Genomic DNA, 17,147 nt, shown 5'->3' with positions numbered 1-17,147 from the left:
GCCGTGGCTTATTACCATGCCTTCACATATGCGATTGCCTGGGTATTGGCATCAGGCTATTCAAAGCTATTCAAAGCTGACGCGAAACAACCGACTCAAGGGTGAACCTTTACCCGTTCAAGCCCGGGCTCCAACCATTCTTAAATATCATCGCCGCGGGCTATCGAGTTTTTCGTTTCACTATTTAATCAACTAAGCGACTACTAACCGCAGCAAATAGTCGCGAATCATCAATGGGTAAAATCATTGCAGCGCAAGCCTACCAGAACCTTAAACCTAATATCAACTAGGTTTATGTAGAGCAATAATATTCTAACCAATCCCATTTATTTGATTATTAATTGCTATTATTTTTGATAGGTTAGGTATTTTTAGCCAATACAGGCGACAAACCGACATCAAACCCTCTCCGCCATAGCCATCCACCCCCCTCGCCTCCGGTTTTTTTCGCTGTATTTTTTCGTACAACAAAAATATCTTTGCGAGCAATGAACTTTAAAGTGCATCATCGGGACTTAAGCTTCGACCTACTTCGGGACAACCCCTGCCCCAGGTCGACCCATTGAAGCCTCTTCCACTGATCGAGACAGTATCGATGATCCGTCCCATGCTGCCTGTAGTGGGCGCAATATTACTTTGCGCCCAAAGTTTCTCCGTGCTCGCTGCAGATTCAACTTCTGCATCCTCGACTTCCACTTCCGGACAGAATCTCCGAGAGCAGGTAGAGGCTCAACGCGATCAACTTTCGGGCGTATCCAAGATCACCCAGACCGCCCAGAAAAGCTCTGCAACTCTGCTGGATGCACCCGTGGCCACTGACGATGCCCCGACCCAGGTGCAACAGCCATGAACCCTGCGTGCCCTGCCCTTTCGTTCGCTACACCTAAAAGGACCTATGCCGTGTCCGCTTTCAAACAGACCTTGGGCCTGAGCCTGCTGGCCTTCAGCATTGGCCAGGCCAACCTGGCGTTGGCCGAAGTCACGCCCGCCACCGGTAACGCCGTCGAGGCCCGCGTCAGCTCGATCCTCGACAACATGAGCCAGTCGGAAAAAATCAACTTCACCCGCGTCAACGACGGGCACATGATCCCGTCGCTGCTCAAGTGGGGCATCCAGGGCACGATCGCCTATGACTCGTCCATGGGCGTGCACGTCAACAACGCCACCTTCGGCGCCGCGTACCCGTCGCAGTCGGCACTCGCGGCGACCTGGAGCATCAACCGCGCCAAAGAGTTCGGCCTGGCCATCGCCTACGAAACCCGTATCTCCGGCGGCCAGCAGATGCTCTCACCCGGCGCCAACCTGTACCGCACCCCGTACGGCGGTCGCTCGGCCGAGTACCTGAGCGGTGAAGATCCGTTCCTCGGCGCCGTCCTCGCCCCGGCAGTGGTCAACGCCATCCAGGCCCAGGGCATCCAGGCCAGCGGCAAGCACTACCTGGCCAACGAACAGGAAGCCAACCGCCAGGCGCTCAACGTCATCGTCGACGAACGCACCCTGCGCGAGCTGTACCTGCCGGGCTTCGAATCGATGGTCAAGAACGCCAACGTCGCTTCGATCATGTGCGGATTAAACAAGATCAACGGTGACTATGCCTGCGAAAACCACCACCTGATCACCGAGGTGCTCAAAGGTGAGTGGGGCTATCAAGGCATGGTGATCAGTGACTTCAACGCCATCCATGATGCCTTCAAGGGCGCCTGGGCCGGCACCGACATCGACATGCCATCGGGCCTGCAATTCACCGAAGCCAACCTGATGCCGTACCTGTGGAGCGGACAGCTGACCCAGAACGTCATCGACGACAAGGTCAAGCGCAACCTGCGCGGGATCGTCAGCTACGACCTGCAGGAACACCCGAACACCGCGCAGACCCTGGTGCACACCGAATACGGCGCCCGCGCGGCGCTGGATACCGCGCGCGAAGCCATCGTGCTGCTGCGCAACGAAAACACCAGCACCGGCAAGCCCCTGTTGCCATTGGCCAAATCCGCCAACATCGCGGTGATCGGTGACTGGGCCGCCCAGGCGCCGGCCTCACCGTTCGGCACCGCCAACTCGCCGCCCAACAGCTACGTCACCGAGCTGAGCGGCTTGCAGCAACTGGCCTCGAGCAGCGCGAACGTCACCTACCTGTCGGACCTGAGCCTCAACCCGCAGGCGTCGGTGTGGTACCAGCCGGCCACCGGCAGCAGCGGCATCAGCAACTCGGGCGTCAAGGCCGAGTACTACGCCAACACCAGCTTCTCGGGTGATCCGGCGCTGACCCGCGTCGAACCCGGCGTGAACTTCAACTGGACGACCAGCACCAACGTCACCAACGCCGGCACCACTGCGGTGTCTGGTTTCACCCCGACCGCCGGCGCCTTCTCGGCGCGCTTCACGGCCAAGATCAAGCCGACGGTTTCCGGCGTGCAGGTGTTCAAGGTCCGCGCCGACGGCCCCTACAAGGTCTGGGTCAACGACGAACTGGTGATCGACAGCGACGGCGTTCCGCACTCCGGCGACGTGGTCAACGCCATCGTCACGTCCGGCAAGACCGCCGCGCTGGTGGCGGGCAAACAGTACACGGTCAAGCTCGAATACCGCCGCTCTGCGGCCAACTTCACCCCGGCACTGGGCGGCCTGGCGGGCGTACAGATGAGCTGGGCAGCGTTGCGTCCACCCAAGGACCTGGCCAAATACGATGCCGTGGTCGTGGCCGTCGGCACCAACTACGAAAACGAAGGCGAAGGCTCCGACCATGGCTTCGATCTGCCCGATCAACAGGCCGAGCTGATCAGCTACGTGGCCAAGGCCAACCCCAACACCATCGTGGTCATGCACGGCGGCGGCGTGGCGAACATGCAGCCGTGGGCGAAAAAAGTCGGCGCCTCGCTGCAAGCCTGGCTGCCGGGCCAGCAAGGCGGTCAGGCACTGGCCGAGATCCTCTACGGCAAGGTCAATCCGTCGGGCAAGCTGCCGGTCACCATCGACAAGAACATCGAGGATAACGCCAGCTACGCCTCTTATCCGGACCCTGCGGCGTACCGCGGCGACAGCGCCCTGACCAGCATGACCTACAGCGAAGGCCTGTACCTGGGCTACCGCGCGTATGACAAGAACCACACCAAGCCCCTGTACCCGTTCGGCTTCGGTCTGTCGTACACCACGTTCGGCTACAGCGACCTGAAACTGTCGTCCAACGTGCTGACCCCTGGGGCCACGATCAACGCCAAGTTCACCCTGACCAACACCGGCGACAAGGCCGGCTACGAAGTCGCACAGCTGTACGTGCAACCGGTCAACGCGGCGGTCGATCGCCCGGAGAAAGAGCTCAAGGGTTTCACCAAGGTGTACCTCAAGCCTGGCGAGAGCAAGACGGTGAGCATCCCGCTCGACTCGCGCTCGCTGGCCTACTACGTGGAGAACACCGACAGCTGGAACGTCGATGCCGGCAAGTTCAAGATCCGCGTGGGTACCGACTCCGACGACCTGTCGCTGAGCCAGACCTTGACCACGCTCTATCCTGAGCAGTTGACCACTCGCGACAGCAACCCGCTGCCGATCCCGCTGCGCAAGGCAGTGCAGGTCAACACCGCGCAAACCTACTAAGGGTGTGAGGGCTCACGGACGAGCCCTTCAGCCGGCCTTGAGATCCCTGGCCAAGCGCTGCAGGTAGACGTCGAAGACCGCCATGACGTCGACACGCTTGCGACCCCTGAGCCATTGGATCTGCAAGCCATCCATCATTGAAAAGATCTCCTGGGCCAAGGCTTTCACGTCGACGCCCGGGCGTATCTCCCCTGCTTCGACCAGCGATGCCAGGTGCGCCTGCGCATGGCCGTGGACGATCTCGAACTTTTCCTGATACCAGGCAAACGCCGGATGCTTGTCCGAGAGGCTTTCGGTATTGATCATCACCGAGGCCTGGCATTCGCGCGCGTCCTCGACGCTGAAGCTCATGCTCAGCTTGAGAAACTTCACGAACCCTTCCACTGTCGGCGCGGTATCAAGATCGCCGAAGCGCTCGACCACGCGTTCGTCGCGCCGATCAAGCATGGCGCGCAGCAGGGCAACCTTGTTGGGAAAGTGGTGCAGCAAACCGACGGTGGTGATCCCGGCGATATCGGCGACATCGCGCATGGAAGCGCCCAGGTAGCCGTCGCGGGCGAACACTTCGGTGGCCGCGTCGAGCAAGGCCATACGGCGCATTTCGCCTTTTGGCGCGCGGCGGCGCTTTGGTGCGGGGGACGCTGGAGCGTCGTTTTGAGTATCCGTCACTGGCATTGAATTCCGTTAACTGTTGGCCGTACTGACTGCTCGCTCTGGCAGCGGCCCGATCTTAGGGTCAAGGGCCGCCGAGCACGGGCTCGCGCGCCTGAAAAAACCGCCGTGCCTGAACCGCAGCCGTCAGTATCGCCAACAGCGCCACCAGCGCGTTGCCGCACCACATCGCGACAAGCGCGCCGCTGGCGCCGTACCACTGGCTACCCGCGTACACGAACGGCACGGTGCCCAAGGTACCGCGCAACCAGCCAAACGCCGGGACCCACCAGGCGCGGGACAGGGTCAGGAACATCGATTGGGCGACGAAGTCCAGCCCGTAAAGGATCCACAGCCCCGCCCCGAACCGCGTGAACGCTAAAAACATGGCGCGCCCGTCGTCCACCAGGTGGAAGTAATCGGCGATCCAGGGCCCGAACACTATCAGCAAAAGCCATATCGACAAACCATAGCCCACCACCAGCCTGCGGATCACCCGAATGGCGGTACGCACGCGCCCATCCAGCCCGGCCCCCAGGTTTTGCGCCAGCACCGGCACCAGGGCGCTGGGCAAGGCAAAGAATGCGCAATAGCCGAACTGCAGGATCCGATCGATCACCGCCATGCCCGCCAAGGCCGAAGCGCCGAGCCCCGTGAGCACCAGCATCAGATAGGTGATGCCCACCGGCATGGCGAGGTTGGCGAGCATGGCCGGCAATGCGATGGGCCAGGTCAGGCCGACATGCAGCTTGAGGTGTTTGAAACGCACGGCAGGCGACACGCCGATATGCCGCCGTACCAACGCCAGGCCGAGGGCCAGCGCCACCACAGTGGACACCCCGTAAGAAATCGCCGCCCCCTCCAGCCCGAAGCCGAACGCAAAGATGAACAACGGGTCGGCCAGCGCCAAAGTGATTGCCCCTGCCAGCGGCACCAGCAATGCCGCACGCACATGGCCTTGGGCCCTGAGCATCTGCGCGCACAGTTGCATGGCAGCCGCCAGCACGCTGCACGGCAGTACGATGGCGATAAAATGCCGGGCGCGCTGATAGGTGTCGGCATCGGCCCCCAACCACTGGCCCAGGTGCGCAACCGCCAACCACTCGATGACCGCGACCCCGGCAGCGACACCCAGCACCATCAGCAACAGGTGCGTGACCCACTGCGCCAGCGCCCGCGACGCATGCTTGCCGATACGCGCGGACAGCACCGCACCGGCTGCGGTGACCACCCCGGAGGCGAAGGCACTGTTGATGAACATCAGCATCTTGGCCAGGCCGACGGCCGCCAACGCGACCTGATCGTCGAGCCTGGACACATAGATCAGGGTAAAAATATCGACCAGAAATACCGCGAGCAGGCTCACTGCGCTGGTACTGGCGGTCTCGATCAGATGGCCAGCAACAGAGCCCTGGGTAAATCTGGCGCGGGCAAGCGTCATTGTCGGTACTCGAACTGAAGAGGCTGGCAAGGCATTCACGGTGCCCGTTTTCGGGCCTGCGGGCCTTGCCGAACGCCCGCGCGGTGCGAACGATACGCCAGTGCCCGAACGGCGGCCAGCGCAGATCGACCAAAGACCATACGCAAGGCCCAATGTCCTGTTATGGTGACGCGTCCTCAGGCAGGCCACGCTGTCCATACCTCATCAAGCCGGCTTGCCATCCCCACGTCTTCACGCCGCACCTTCGCGGTAACCTCGCATAGCCTTGCGCGTCCATCCGGGCCTCTGACTGCCCCTGCTTCACTGTGGCCGACTGAAAACCTCACTGCATCGATCCGCCTGCCGATTGCAGCGCCCAGCCGTACCCACCTGAAAACCCTTGGAGTTCGCGCCATGCTCGAGCACACCCCGCAGGTACGCAGCGCCCCCCCAATCGACGCCGCACTCGACGCCGCACTGGCCGACTGCGCCGACGAGCCCATTCGTGTACCCGGTGCCATACAGCCCCACGGCCTGTTGCTCAGCCTGGCCGGCCAGCCCCTGCGGATCCAGCAGGTCAGTGCCAATTGCGCTGGCGCATCAGGGCTCGACTGTGACGCGCTGCTGGGGATACTCCTGTCGTCGTTGATACCGGCGCATCAGGCGCAATTGATCGAGCAGGCGTATGCCCAAGGGCCGAGCGCCGATGGCGACCCCATCCGCGTCAGTTTTGGCGAGGCCGACTATAGCGCTGCGCTGCACCGCCATGAACACCTGCTGATCATCGAACTCGAGCCCTTCGTGCAGCCGGCGCAGGAGCAATCAAGGACCATCACCCGAGTGCTGCGCAACTTGCAGGCCGCCAGCACCCTGGAGACGCTGTTCGATATCAGCGTGCACGAGATTCAAGCGTTGACCGGTTATGACCGAGTCATCATCTATCGCTTCGAACCCGAGGGCCACGGCAAGGTGGTGGCCCAAGCACTGACCGGCAGCCTGCCCAGCTACAGCGGGCTGAATTTCCCGGCCTCGGACATCCCCGCCCAGGCGCGGGCGCTGTATCGCCTGAACTGGATCCGGGTGATCCCCGATGCCACCTACGTGCCGGTGCCGCTGGTGCCTGTGCTGCGACCGGATACCGGACAACCGCTGGACTTGAGCTTCTCGACCCTGCGCAGCGTGTCGCCGGTGCACTGCGAATACCTGAAGAACATGGGCGTGCAGTCCTCGATGAGCATCTCGCTGCTGGAGGACGGCGAACTCTGGGGGCTGATCACCTGCAGTCACCCTGCCCCGTTGCTGGTACCGCGCGAATACCGCGACGCCTGCGCCCTGATCGGCCAACTGCTGTCGGTGAAGATCTGCGCCATCTTCGCCAGTCAGATACAGCAGGGTCGCGAAGGCAAGGTTCTGATGCTCGGGCAGTTGGCCGAAGCCATGGCCAGCGCCGACCGGGAAATCCTCGCCGGGCTGGCGACACGCGCCGACTTGCTGCAATCCCTGCCCCAGGCCACTGGCGTGGCGGTGCTGATCGAGGATGACCTGCAGTTGTTCGGTAGCTGCCCGACGCCCGCGCAGGTCCGCGTCTTGCACCAGTGGATCCGCGATGTCGGTCTGATCCGCAAAAAGCTCAACGAGCGCACCCAGGGGCTGCAAGGTCTGGGCCTGTTCCATAGCGCAGCACTGCAACAGGAACACCCGCCCGCTGCGGCTTACCGAGACGTGGCCAGCGGCGTCATCGCTTTCGTGCTGCCCAAGCCCGTGGACAACGCAGTGATATGGTTCCGCCCGCAGCTCACCTCCAGCATGCAGTGGAGTGGCAATCCGGCCGACCACCTGCGCCCTGGGTCTGTCGGCGCGGCGAGCCAGCGCCTGCATCCACGGCAATCGTTCGACGTGTGGGAAGAACAGGTCGTCGGCATCGCCCAACCGTGGTCCCGAGGCGATCTGTATGCCGCCGAGGATATTCGCCGTTCGGCGCTTGAGCGCGACCTGGAACGCCAGGTGCGGCGCGAGCAAGAGGCCGTGCGCATGCGCGACGAACTGGTGGCGGTGGTCTCCCATGACCTGCGCAACCCGATGTCGATCATCATCATGCAATGCGGGATGATGCAACGCTGGGCGGTCAGCGACAGCTCACTCGAAAACCGCCACATTCGCCGCGCCCTGGGCACCATCGAAAACGCCACGACGCGCATCAACAGCCTGCTCGAAGATCTGCTCGACACCGCCAGGATCGAAGCCGGCCGCTACCAGCTGTCCCGCCAGCCGCTGAGCGTCACCGGCCTGCTGGAAGAAACCTGCGCGTTGCTGGTGACCCTGACCAACGCCAAGCAGATCGAACTCAATTGCACGGCGGCCGACGGCCTGGTGATCGATGCCGATCCGGAGCGCATTTTCCAGGTGCTGTCCAACCTGGTCGGCAATGCGATCAAGTTCACGCCGCAGGGCGGCACCATCGATATCGATGTGATTGCCGACGGCGGTGATGTGCTGTTCAAGGTGGCCGACAACGGCATTGGCATCCCGGCGCAGAACCTGACGTATATATTCCAGCGCTATTGGTCGGTCAAGGAAGGCAATCCGCGTGGCAATGGCCTAGGGCTGTATATCTCGCAAGGCATCGTCGCGGCCCACGGCGGTCGCCTGTGGGCCCATAGCGACCCCGGTTGCGGCAGCGTCTTCACCTTCAGCGTGCCCGCTCACTCAGGGCCGGTGACCGCTAACGAACGGGTGGTACTCAAGCAGAGCGGTACTACCGCGCGCCTGGCCCAGTCGATTTCGGGCAAGCTCGAGCGCCAGCAACTGGAGGATCGCGCCACCCGCGCAGGGTTACTCAACGAGCTCAATCATCGGGTGAAAAACACCTTGGCGACCGTGCAGGCGATTGCGTCCCTGACCGCCAGCAACTCCGATTCACTGGCGACGTTTCGGCAGAGTTTCGATGCCCGCCTCCTGGCCCTGAGCCAGGCCCATGATGCCCTTGCGCGGGCAGAGTGGCTGTCCAGCGAGCTGGAGGATTTGATTGCGCAACTGCAGCGAACCGACGGGGGCACCCGTCGGATCCTGTTGCTCGGCGACCCGGTCACGCTGGAACCCAGAACCTCGCTGTCGCTGTCGATGGTGTTTCACGAGCTGATGGCCAACGCCGTGCAGCATGGGGCGCTTTCGGCGCTGCACTCATCACCGGGTGGACACATCACCCTGACTGCCACCTTGAACGCCACCACGAGCCCCCGCACCTTGAAACTTCACTGGCTTGAAGCCGACGGGCCGCCCGTCGCCGCAACCACCTTCGAAGGTTTCGGCTTTCGACTGATCCGCCGCAGTATCGAGCGCGAGCTCAATGGCACAGCCCAGGTGCGGTTCGCCGCCACAGGGCTGAGTTGGTGCATGACCCTGCCCTGGCTAGAAAAAGCGGACGGCGATTCATGAGCCTGTCGGTCAATGAGCAACTGCTGCGCCCCAAAGTGTTTATCGTCGAGGACGAGACCATGCTCGCAATGCTCATCGAGACCATGCTCGAAGAGCTCGGCTACGCGACCGCCCGCCATGCCAGCACCCTGAGCGAAGGGGTGGAGTACGCCCGCACAGGGGATTATGACCTGGCGATTCTGGACATCAATATCATCGGCGGCACGTCGTTCCCGATCGCCGCCGAGATTGCCCATCGAGGCATCCCGTTCATCTTCTGTACCGGCTATGGCCGGCTGGGCATTCCTGAGACGTGGGCGGATCGCGACTGTGTGGCCAAGCCGTTCAGCATGGGGCAGCTGAGCGATGCGTTGAATGAACTGCTGCCGCCCGGCAGTGGCCATGGCTGAGCCTTGTGCAAACGGCATGCGCAGACCGAGTTCAGGCCAACCATCGGCTGATGCGCGCACAACTCAGCACTGGCCACACAATCAAGCGCCCACCAGATACTCCTCATAAAACGCCAACGTCGCCAGGTTCTTGTCCTTGGCCTCGAACATGATGTCGAACCGTGGCAAGAACTGTAGCGCGTACTCATTGGTCCAGCGGTTCCACATGCGGTCGCTATGGGCGTAAAGGTCGCGCTTGTTCACCGCCTCGAGCAACGCCGGCATCTCGAGCTTGTGCTCGGCTGAAAATCCCAGCGCCTGCAGGTGCTCAGGCGGCTGCGAGTAGTGCATGGTCGGGCGTACGCCGCGCCAACTGTCGATGATGCGCTCGACGCGCGGATCGTCTACCGCGATGTAGTCGTTCTCGTTGATCCAGCAGTGGTGAATGTCGAGCACCACGGGCGCCAGGTCGGCCAGTTGCAGACAGTCGTCGACGCCGTAGGTCTTTTCTTCGTTCTCGAAGGTGATGCAGTTGCGCGCCACCTCGGAGAGCTGCGACCAGATGCCCCGGATACCTTCGGCCCCCAGGCGGCCGGCGATGTGCACGTTGCATTTGAGGTCCTGGAAACGCACGCCGTAGCCCATCATGCGGATCATGTCGGCGTGGTATTCGAATTCGGCGAGGCTGTTTTCGACCACCTCGGGCCGGTCCGAACCGAGCACGCAATATTGCCCGGGGTGGAACGACAGGCGGATCTGCGCCTGGCGCGCCAGCGCGCCGATGGCGGCGAAGCCTTCGCCGAGCCAGGCTTGAATGGCCGGTTGCCGATAGAAGTCGCGAACCTTGACGTGGCTGTAGAACGGCAGCAAATCGCTGCTCAGGCGCACCATGCGCAACGGCGCGGGCAGCTCGGCGGTGTAGGCCAGCAGGCGCAGCTGCGCCGCGAGGTTGTGGGTTACCACCTCGATCAGCTTGTCCTGGGCCACCTGCGGCGTCACGCTGTCCATCCAGCGCAAGGTGGTGGTGCGCGGGTTGAAGGGCGTCTCTGCCAGTTTCAATTGGCTGGCCGACAGGTTCCGCTCAGGGTGGCGGTACATGCAGGCGAAGCCGATACGGGGGTAAGTCATCGAAAGTCCTGTGGCGCGCAGAGATAAAGTTCAGGTTCAGACAACCTGCGCGCCCAGAGTACTCATTCACGCCCGACAGCCAAAGTGTTAAGTCGCGCTTGCGACCTTGGGCCCATCAGCCGCCGGGGCAATTTCCACGCGCTCGAAACGTCCCGCGAGCACCACGTAGGCAAAGATACCGATCAGACCATGGGCGGCGACGAACCAGAGTGCCGAGTTGAACGAACCGGTCGCGGCCACGAAGAAGCCGATCACCACCGGCGTGACGATCCCGGCGATATTGCCGATGCCATTGAACACCCCGCCGCTCAAGCCGACCATGCCTTTGGGCGCGGTGTCGGACAGCACCGCCCAGCCCACCGCAGCCAGGCCCTTGCCGAAGAACGCCAGGGCCATCAAGGCGATCACCATCCAGTTGGCATCGACGTAGTTGGCCGACACCAGGCTGCTCGCCAGCGCCATGCCGAAGACGAAGGGCGTCTTGCGTGCCCGTGACGGATGCATGCCCCGGCGAATCAGGTAGTCGGACACCACGCCGCCGAGCACGCCACCGGAAAACCCGCAGATCGCCGGCAACGCCGCCACCCAGCCGGCCTCCATGATGGTCATGCCGCGGCCTTTGATCAGGTAGATGGGAAACCAGGTGATGAAAAAGTACGTCAACGCGGTGATGCAGTACTGCCCCAGATAAATCGCCCACAGGGTGCGGTTATTGAACAGCTGCATGACTTCAGCGGCCTTGAGTTTGGGCTTGATCGCCTTGCGATTGGCCTCCAGGTCCACCAGCGCGCCGCCTTCACGCATGTAGGCCAGTTCCGACTCGCGCAGGTGCGGATCGCTCAGCGGTTCGCGGTACAGCACGAACCAGAACACCGTTGCCACCAGGCCCAGCACACCCATCCACAGGAACACGTGCTCCCAGCCCAAGGTGTGGGTCAACCATGCCATCAGCGGCGCGAACACCACCACCGCCATGTACTGCGCCGAGTTGAACAACGCCGACGCGGTACCGCGCTCGCTGGTCGGGAACCAGCACGAGACGATACGGTTGTTGGCCGGGAACGCCGGCGACTCTACCAGCCCGAGCATGAAGCGCATGCCGAACAAGGTGATGGCCGCCGTGGAGCCGACCAGCCCGATCCAGCCGACGGTGCCTTGCAGCATCGTGAACACGGACCATAGTGCCAAGCTGCAGCCATACACGCGCCGGGCGCCGAATTTGTCCAGCAGCCAACCGCCAGGGATCTGCCCCAGCGCATAGGCCCAGGCAAACGCCGAAAAGATCATCCCGAGCATGATCGGATCGAGCCCCAGGTCCTTGATCACGCCGGTACCGGCGATCGACATGGTGGCGCGGTCGGCGTAGTTGAGGACGGTGACGATAAAGATCAGCGAGAGGATGACGAAGCGGCGGCGGCCCACCTTGGCCTCGGCGATCGGCACCGCCAGGGAAGCGGTCTTGGCATTCATAGGGCTCTCCGGCCCCCTGCATGGAGGGCTGTGTTGTTATGACTGCGGGCACGTAAAGCCCGCAGATTGCAGCCAGAGTAGGAAAAGTGGTGATGCGCGTCTAACATAGACACTGAATCGATCAATACAAGAATTGAATCATGGAACTTCATCAACTGCGTTGCTTCGTGATGGTCGCCGACGAGTTGCATTTCGGGCGCGCCGCGCGCCGCCTGTTCATGACCCAACCGCCCCTCAGCCGGCAGATCCAACTGCTCGAGCGTTCGCTAGGGGTGACCTTGCTCGAGCGCAGCAATCGCAGGGTCAAGCTGACCATTGCCGGGCAGCACTTTTTGCGCGATGCCCGCCACGTACTGGCCTATACCGAGCAGGCCGCCGACAGCGCGCGGCGCCTGGAGCGCGGCGAGGTCGGCCAGTTGCTGCTGGGCTTCACCGCCGTCAGCAGCTACCGCATGATCCCCGGCTTGCTGGAGTGCGCGGATACCGCGCTGCCGGATGTGCGTGTGGACTTGCGCGAGATGGTCTCCGGGGCGCAGATCCAGGCGCTGGAGGCGAACATGCTGGACATCGGTTTTGTGCGCTGGTCCAGCTCCGCAGCGGACTTCCATTATCAACTCATCAGCCAGGAACCGCTGCTGGTGGTCATGGCCAACGAGCATCCATTGGCGGCGCATGCCACGATCGCGATTGCGGACCTCGATCAACAGCCTTTCGTGATGTATTCGCCAGACGAAGGCCGTTATTTCCATGACTGCATCGCCGGCCTGTTCGCCATGGCCGGGGTCAGCCCGCGCTACCGCTACTACCTGGGCCAGACGCACTCGATTTTGGGGCTGGTGCGCGCGGGCCTGGGGGTCGCCATCGTCCCCGCTGCGGCCCGTCATCTATACCCCGGCCAGCTGCAATTTCGCCGCCTGCGCGATGCCGACCCGATGGCGCAGATCTACATGGTCTCGCGCCAGGACAACGACAACCCGGCGGTGGCGCCGTTTATCCAGATGGCCGGGGCGTATTTCGCTGGCGCGCAACGCATGACCGGCGAGCCGCACTTCCCCGACCCGGCGTGATCAGAAAAGTATCAGCGCGACGTCAACGCGATACTAGTCACATGCGGCAGTGGCCACGTATGGTTGGCGCTGCGCCAGACTGCCCCCATAGAAGCCGTACCGCGATAGAAAAGGTGCCCTTGAGCCCTTGCTGAGCAAACGCACCTCGAACCCAGGAGAACAAGAAATGGCATTGCCCCATGTAGTCGTCTTCGGTGAAGCCTTGACCGACATCGTTCAAGGCGCCCCCGGGCAGTGGCAGGGATACCCCGGCGGCGCGCCGTGGAACGTTGCCCGAGGCCTGAGCCAGCTAGGTGTGAGCAGCGCCTTTGCCGGCGCCATCAGCGGTGATTCGCTGGGTGATGAAATCGCGCGCCTGTCCCGTACGGCGGGGTTGGATATGGACTTCATCCAGCGCGTCGACAGCGATCCGCTGGTGGCCATCGTCGCCTCCAGCCACCCTCCCCGGTATTTTTTCGCCGGCGAATCGGACCTGCATTTCGACGGCGCCAAGCTGCCACAAGGCTGGCTCGATGCCGCGCAACTCTGCCACTTCAGCTGCATCAGCCTGGCGCGTCAGCCGCTCGGCGACAAGCTGGTCGCCATCGCCCGGCAGGCGCACCAGGCCGGCAAGCAGATCAGCTACGACCCCAACTGGCGCAACCTGATGGACAGCGCCTACCGCGAGCAGACCTTCCCAACCATGGTTGCGCTGGCCACCATCATCAAACTCTCGGACGAAGACTTGCGCCAGATCTATCCCGGCCTTACCGAGCACCAGGCGCTGGCCGAACTGCGGGCGCTGAACCCCAAGGCGCAGATCCTCTTCACCCGCGGCGAAAAGGGCATGGTGCTGCATACGCTAGAGGGCGAGTACGAACAGGCAGCCATCAAGGTCGAGGTGGTCGATACCGTGGGCGCCGGGGATGCCAGCATGGCCGGCTGGCTGGCCTCGGGGTTGCTGGGCATCAGCGACTATCAGGAGCGCTTGCGTTTTTCGGCGGCCTGCGCGTCGGTTTCGTGCAGCCAAGCCGGGGCGCATGCGCCGACTACGGCCGAGGTGAGGGCGTTGCTGGGCTCAATTGCCAGGTGAGGTTTGCGTTGCTGCAGGCGGCCTCTTCGCCGCCTAACGCGCAACCTTGCTCCCTTGGATGTACGACGTGGGAGATTCTAGGGTGCTGGGCAAGCAGGACCGGCCCCTTCGCGAGCAAGCTTTGCTCCCACGGGTGTACGGCGCTGACGCGGCATGCACTTGTGGGAGCAAGGTTTGCCCGCGAAGGGGCCGGCAAGGCTTGCACCACTCCCCAATCCAACAAGACACAGGCAAATTGAAACCGGTTTCAATTTGCCTCACAAATGGTTACATTTGCGCCGACCGATTTCGCGGCTGATTGCCGCAGCCTTGGTTCCAAGTCCTTGCGCACGCCACTCTAATAATATCCCCATAAAAACATGCCAACGTCGCCGCATCGCCTGAACCGCTGATGAGGATCCACCATGTCCGATCGAGAAGACAACCCGCGCCGGGAGTTCCTGCGCAAGACCCTGACCCTGATCCCCGTTGTCACCGTCGCCAGCACCGGGCTGGGCATGGGCGCCCAATCGCTGCTCGCCGCCCCTGCCGCACCCGAGCACAAGGTGCCACCTACTCCCCCTAAAGACGACTACCAACCCAGTTTCTTTACTGCCGAGGAGTGGGACTTCATCCAGGCCGCCGTGTCGCGCATCATCCCTGCCGACGAGCTTGGCCCTGGCGCTTTGGAAGCCGGCGTGCCGGAATTTATCGATCGCCAGATGAACACTCCGTTCGCCACGGGCGCACTGTGGTACATGCAAGGTCCGTTCGTCACCGATGCGCCCGCCGAGATGGGCTATCAACTGCAATTGGTGCCGCAACAGATCTATCGCCTCGGCATCAAAGCCGCGGAGGCCGCTTGCAAAGCGCAACACGGCAAAACGTTTTCTGCACAAGACAGCGCTACCCGAGACCAGTTTCTCAGCAAGATCGAGTCCGGAGAGCTGCATTTCGACGAAGTGCCCGCCAAGGCATTCTTCAGCCTGCTGGTGCAGAACAGCCGCGAAGGCTTCTTCAGCGACCCGGTGCACGGCGGCAACAAAGGCATGGTCGGCTGGACCCAGATCGGCTTCCCTGGCGCACGCGCCGATTTCATGGATTGGGTGGAGCGCAACGAAGCGTATCCCTTCCCGGCCGTTTCCATTCGCGGCGAGAGGGCATGAGCGTGGCGACCGTATTGAAGAAAGTAGACGCAGTGATCGTCGGGTTCGGCTGGACTGGCGCCATCATGGCCAAGGAACTCACCGAGGCAGGCCTCAACGTGGTGGCGCTGGAGCGCGGCCCGATGCAGGACACCTATCCCGACGGCAACTACCCGCAAGTCATCGACGAGCTGACCTACAGCGTGCGCAAGAAGCTCTTCGTTGACGTGTCCAAAGAGACCGTCACCGTGCGCCACACCGTCAACGACGTGGCCTTGCCCAACCGCCAACTGGGCGCCTTCCTGCCCGGCAAGGGCGTCGGCGGCGCCGGCCTGCACTGGTCCGGCGTGCACTTTCGGGTCGACCCGATCGAACTGCGCATGCGCAGCCACTACGAAGAGCGCTACGGCAAGAAATTCATCCCTGAAGGCATGACCATCCAGGACTTCGGCGTCAGCTACGAAGAACTCGAGCCGTTCTTCGATTACGCCGAAAAAGTTTTCGGCACCTCGGGCCAGGCCTGGACCGTCAAAGGCCAATTGGTGGGCGATGGCAAGGGCGGCAACCCGTATGCGCCGGATCGCTCTAACCCCTTCCCGCTGGTCTCGCAGAAAAACACCTACTCGGCGCAGCTGTTCCAGAAAGCCGCCCACGACATCGGCCTCAAGCCCTACAACCTGCCGTCGGCGAACACCTCGGGGCCGTACACCAACCCCTATGGCGCGCAAATGGGCCCGTGCAACTTCTGCGGATTCTGCAGTGGCTACGTCTGCTACATGTACTCCAAGGCGTCGCCCAACGTGAACATCCTGCCGGCGCTGCGCCCGCTGCCCAACTTCGAGCTACGCACCAACGCCCACGTGCTGCGCGTCAACCTCGACAGCACCAAGAGCAAGGCCACCGGTGTCACCTACGTCGATGCCCAGGGCCGCGAAGTCGAGCAACCCGCAGACCTGGTGATCCTCGGTGCGTTCCAGTTCAACAACGTGCGCCTGATGCTGTTGTCCGGCATCGGCAAACCCTACGATCCAATCACCAACGAAGGCGTGGTCGGGCGTAACTTCGCCTACCAGAACATGGGCACCGTGAAGGCGTTCTTCGACAAGGACACCCACACCAACAACTTCATCGGCGCAGGCGGCAATGGCGTGGCCATCGACGACTACAACGCCGACAACTTCGACCACGGGCCGCACGGCTTCGTCGGTGGCTCGCCGATGTGGGTCAACCAGGCCGGCAGCCGACCGATCGCCGGCACCTCCAACCCGCCGGGCACGCCGGCCTGGGGCAGCGCCTGGAAACAAACCACCGCCGAGTACTACACCCACCAGGTGTCGATGGACGCCCACGGTGCGCACCAGTCGTACCGCGCCAACTACCTCGACCTCGACCCGACCTACCGCGATGCCTACGGTCAGCCGCTGCTGCGCATGACCTTCGACTGGCAGGAAAACGACATCAAGATGAACCAGTTCATGGTCGACAAACTCAGCAAGGTCGCGCAGGCCATGAATCCCAAGTCCATCGCGCTGCTGGGCAAGAAGGTCAAGGAGCACTTCAACACCGCGGCCTACCAGACCACTCACCTCAACGGTGGCGCGATCATGGGCACCGATCCGAAAACCAGCGCGCTTAACCGCTACCTGCAGTGCTGGGACGTGCATAACGTGTTCGTCCCCGGCGCCTCGGCGTTCCCGCAAGGCCTGGGCTACAACCCTACCGGGCTGGTGGCCGCCCTCACCTACTGGTCGGCGCGGGCGATCCGCGAGCAGTACCTGAAAAACCCCGGCCCGCTGGTGCAGGCATAAGGAACGATGA

At 62.7% G+C, this 17,147-nt stretch carries 12 protein-coding genes; 8 read left to right on the top strand and 4 right to left on the bottom strand.

The window, feature by feature from the left end:
* The first annotated feature begins 607 nt into the window (after positions 1-607).
* Positions 608-850, top strand: a complete 243-nt coding sequence (locus tag LIX93_RS01000; protein ID WP_226502820.1) for a hypothetical protein — start codon at positions 608-610, stop codon at positions 848-850.
* Entirely contained in the window at positions 847-3,594 is a 2,748-nt protein-coding gene (locus tag LIX93_RS00995) for a glycoside hydrolase family 3 C-terminal domain-containing protein (RefSeq protein WP_226502153.1), read from the top strand. Before LIX93_RS01000 ends, LIX93_RS00995 begins: the two co-directional genes overlap by 4 nt.
* Before the next feature lie 27 nt (positions 3,595-3,621).
* On the opposite strand, the gene LIX93_RS00990 is transcribed toward LIX93_RS00995, so the two are convergent.
* On the bottom strand, positions 3,622-4,269 hold the full coding sequence (locus tag LIX93_RS00990; RefSeq protein WP_226502152.1) for a TetR/AcrR family transcriptional regulator: 648 nt from the start codon (positions 4,267-4,269) through the stop codon (positions 3,622-3,624).
* 61 nt (positions 4,270-4,330) lie between these two features.
* Entirely contained in the window at positions 4,331-5,686 is a 1,356-nt protein-coding gene (locus tag LIX93_RS00985) for an MATE family efflux transporter (protein WP_226502151.1), read from the bottom strand.
* A gap of 393 nt (positions 5,687-6,079) precedes the next feature.
* Here LIX93_RS00985 and LIX93_RS00980 point away from each other — a divergent pair, with 393 nt between their 5' ends.
* Positions 6,080-9,100, top strand: a complete 3,021-nt coding sequence (locus LIX93_RS00980; RefSeq protein ID WP_226502150.1) for an ATP-binding protein — start codon at positions 6,080-6,082, stop codon at positions 9,098-9,100.
* Positions 9,097-9,489 carry a response regulator gene (locus LIX93_RS00975; RefSeq protein ID WP_226502149.1) on the top strand — a complete coding sequence of 131 codons (393 nt, stop codon included), beginning with the start codon at positions 9,097-9,099 and terminating at the stop codon, positions 9,487-9,489. The genes LIX93_RS00980 and LIX93_RS00975 overlap by 4 nt, the downstream gene beginning before the upstream one ends.
* Positions 9,490-9,570: 81 nt before the next feature.
* Here LIX93_RS00975 and uvsE read toward each other — a convergent pair whose 3' ends face one another.
* Both uvsE and LIX93_RS00965 read right to left on the bottom strand, forming a co-directional pair.
* On the bottom strand, positions 9,571-10,596 hold the full coding sequence (gene uvsE, locus LIX93_RS00970) for a UV DNA damage repair endonuclease UvsE (RefSeq protein ID WP_226502148.1): 1,026 nt from the start codon (positions 10,594-10,596) through the stop codon (positions 9,571-9,573).
* Between the two features lie 87 nt (positions 10,597-10,683).
* Entirely contained in the window at positions 10,684-12,066 is a 1,383-nt protein-coding gene (locus LIX93_RS00965) for an MFS transporter (protein ID WP_226502147.1), read from the bottom strand.
* Between the two features lie 140 nt (positions 12,067-12,206).
* Here LIX93_RS00965 and LIX93_RS00960 point away from each other — a divergent pair, with 140 nt between their 5' ends.
* The 4 genes from LIX93_RS00960 to LIX93_RS00945 all read left to right on the top strand — a co-directional run bounded on the left by LIX93_RS00960 (position 12,207) and on the right by LIX93_RS00945 (position 17,137).
* Complete coding sequence (locus tag LIX93_RS00960; protein ID WP_226502146.1) at positions 12,207-13,133, top strand: LysR family transcriptional regulator; 927 nt, start codon at positions 12,207-12,209, stop codon at positions 13,131-13,133.
* 166 nt (positions 13,134-13,299) lie between these two features.
* Entirely contained in the window at positions 13,300-14,205 is a 906-nt protein-coding gene (locus LIX93_RS00955) for a carbohydrate kinase (protein WP_226502145.1), read from the top strand.
* Positions 14,206-14,609: 404 nt separating this feature from the next.
* Positions 14,610-15,350 carry a gluconate 2-dehydrogenase subunit 3 family protein gene (locus tag LIX93_RS00950; RefSeq protein ID WP_226502144.1) on the top strand — a complete coding sequence of 247 codons (741 nt, stop codon included), beginning with the start codon at positions 14,610-14,612 and terminating at the stop codon, positions 15,348-15,350.
* Between the two features lie 2 nt (positions 15,351-15,352).
* Entirely contained in the window at positions 15,353-17,137 is a 1,785-nt protein-coding gene (locus LIX93_RS00945) for a GMC family oxidoreductase (RefSeq protein WP_226502819.1), read from the top strand.
* The last annotated feature ends 10 nt before the right edge of the window (positions 17,138-17,147 follow it).

The organism is Pseudomonas sp. MWU16-30317, from assembly GCF_020515695.1.
In the GTDB taxonomy this organism is placed as follows: Bacteria; Pseudomonadota; Gammaproteobacteria; order Pseudomonadales; family Pseudomonadaceae; genus Aquipseudomonas.
The sequence above is the reverse complement of the archived record's forward strand: the minus strand, read 5'-3'. Positions and strand labels throughout refer to the sequence as shown.

Excerpts from the sequence above, each read along its gene's own strand:
- LIX93_RS01000 (WP_226502820.1), top strand. The coding sequence starts at position 608 with ATGCTGCCTGTAGTGGGCGCAATATTACTTTGCGCCCAAAGTTTCTCC.
- LIX93_RS00995 (WP_226502153.1), top strand. The coding sequence starts at position 847 with ATGAACCCTGCGTGCCCTGCCCTTTCGTTCGCTACACCTAAAAGGACC.
- LIX93_RS00990 (WP_226502152.1), bottom strand. The coding sequence starts at position 4,269 with ATGCCAGTGACGGATACTCAAAACGACGCTCCAGCGTCCCCCGCACCA.
- LIX93_RS00985 (WP_226502151.1), bottom strand. The coding sequence starts at position 5,686 with ATGACGCTTGCCCGCGCCAGATTTACCCAGGGCTCTGTTGCTGGCCAT.
- LIX93_RS00980 (WP_226502150.1), top strand. The coding sequence starts at position 6,080 with ATGCTCGAGCACACCCCGCAGGTACGCAGCGCCCCCCCAATCGACGCC.
- LIX93_RS00975 (WP_226502149.1), top strand. The coding sequence starts at position 9,097 with ATGAGCCTGTCGGTCAATGAGCAACTGCTGCGCCCCAAAGTGTTTATC.
- uvsE (WP_226502148.1), bottom strand. The coding sequence starts at position 10,596 with ATGACTTACCCCCGTATCGGCTTCGCCTGCATGTACCGCCACCCTGAG.
- LIX93_RS00965 (WP_226502147.1), bottom strand. The coding sequence starts at position 12,066 with ATGAATGCCAAGACCGCTTCCCTGGCGGTGCCGATCGCCGAGGCCAAG.
- LIX93_RS00960 (WP_226502146.1), top strand. The coding sequence starts at position 12,207 with ATGGAACTTCATCAACTGCGTTGCTTCGTGATGGTCGCCGACGAGTTG.
- LIX93_RS00955 (WP_226502145.1), top strand. The coding sequence starts at position 13,300 with ATGGCATTGCCCCATGTAGTCGTCTTCGGTGAAGCCTTGACCGACATC.
- LIX93_RS00950 (WP_226502144.1), top strand. The coding sequence starts at position 14,610 with ATGTCCGATCGAGAAGACAACCCGCGCCGGGAGTTCCTGCGCAAGACC.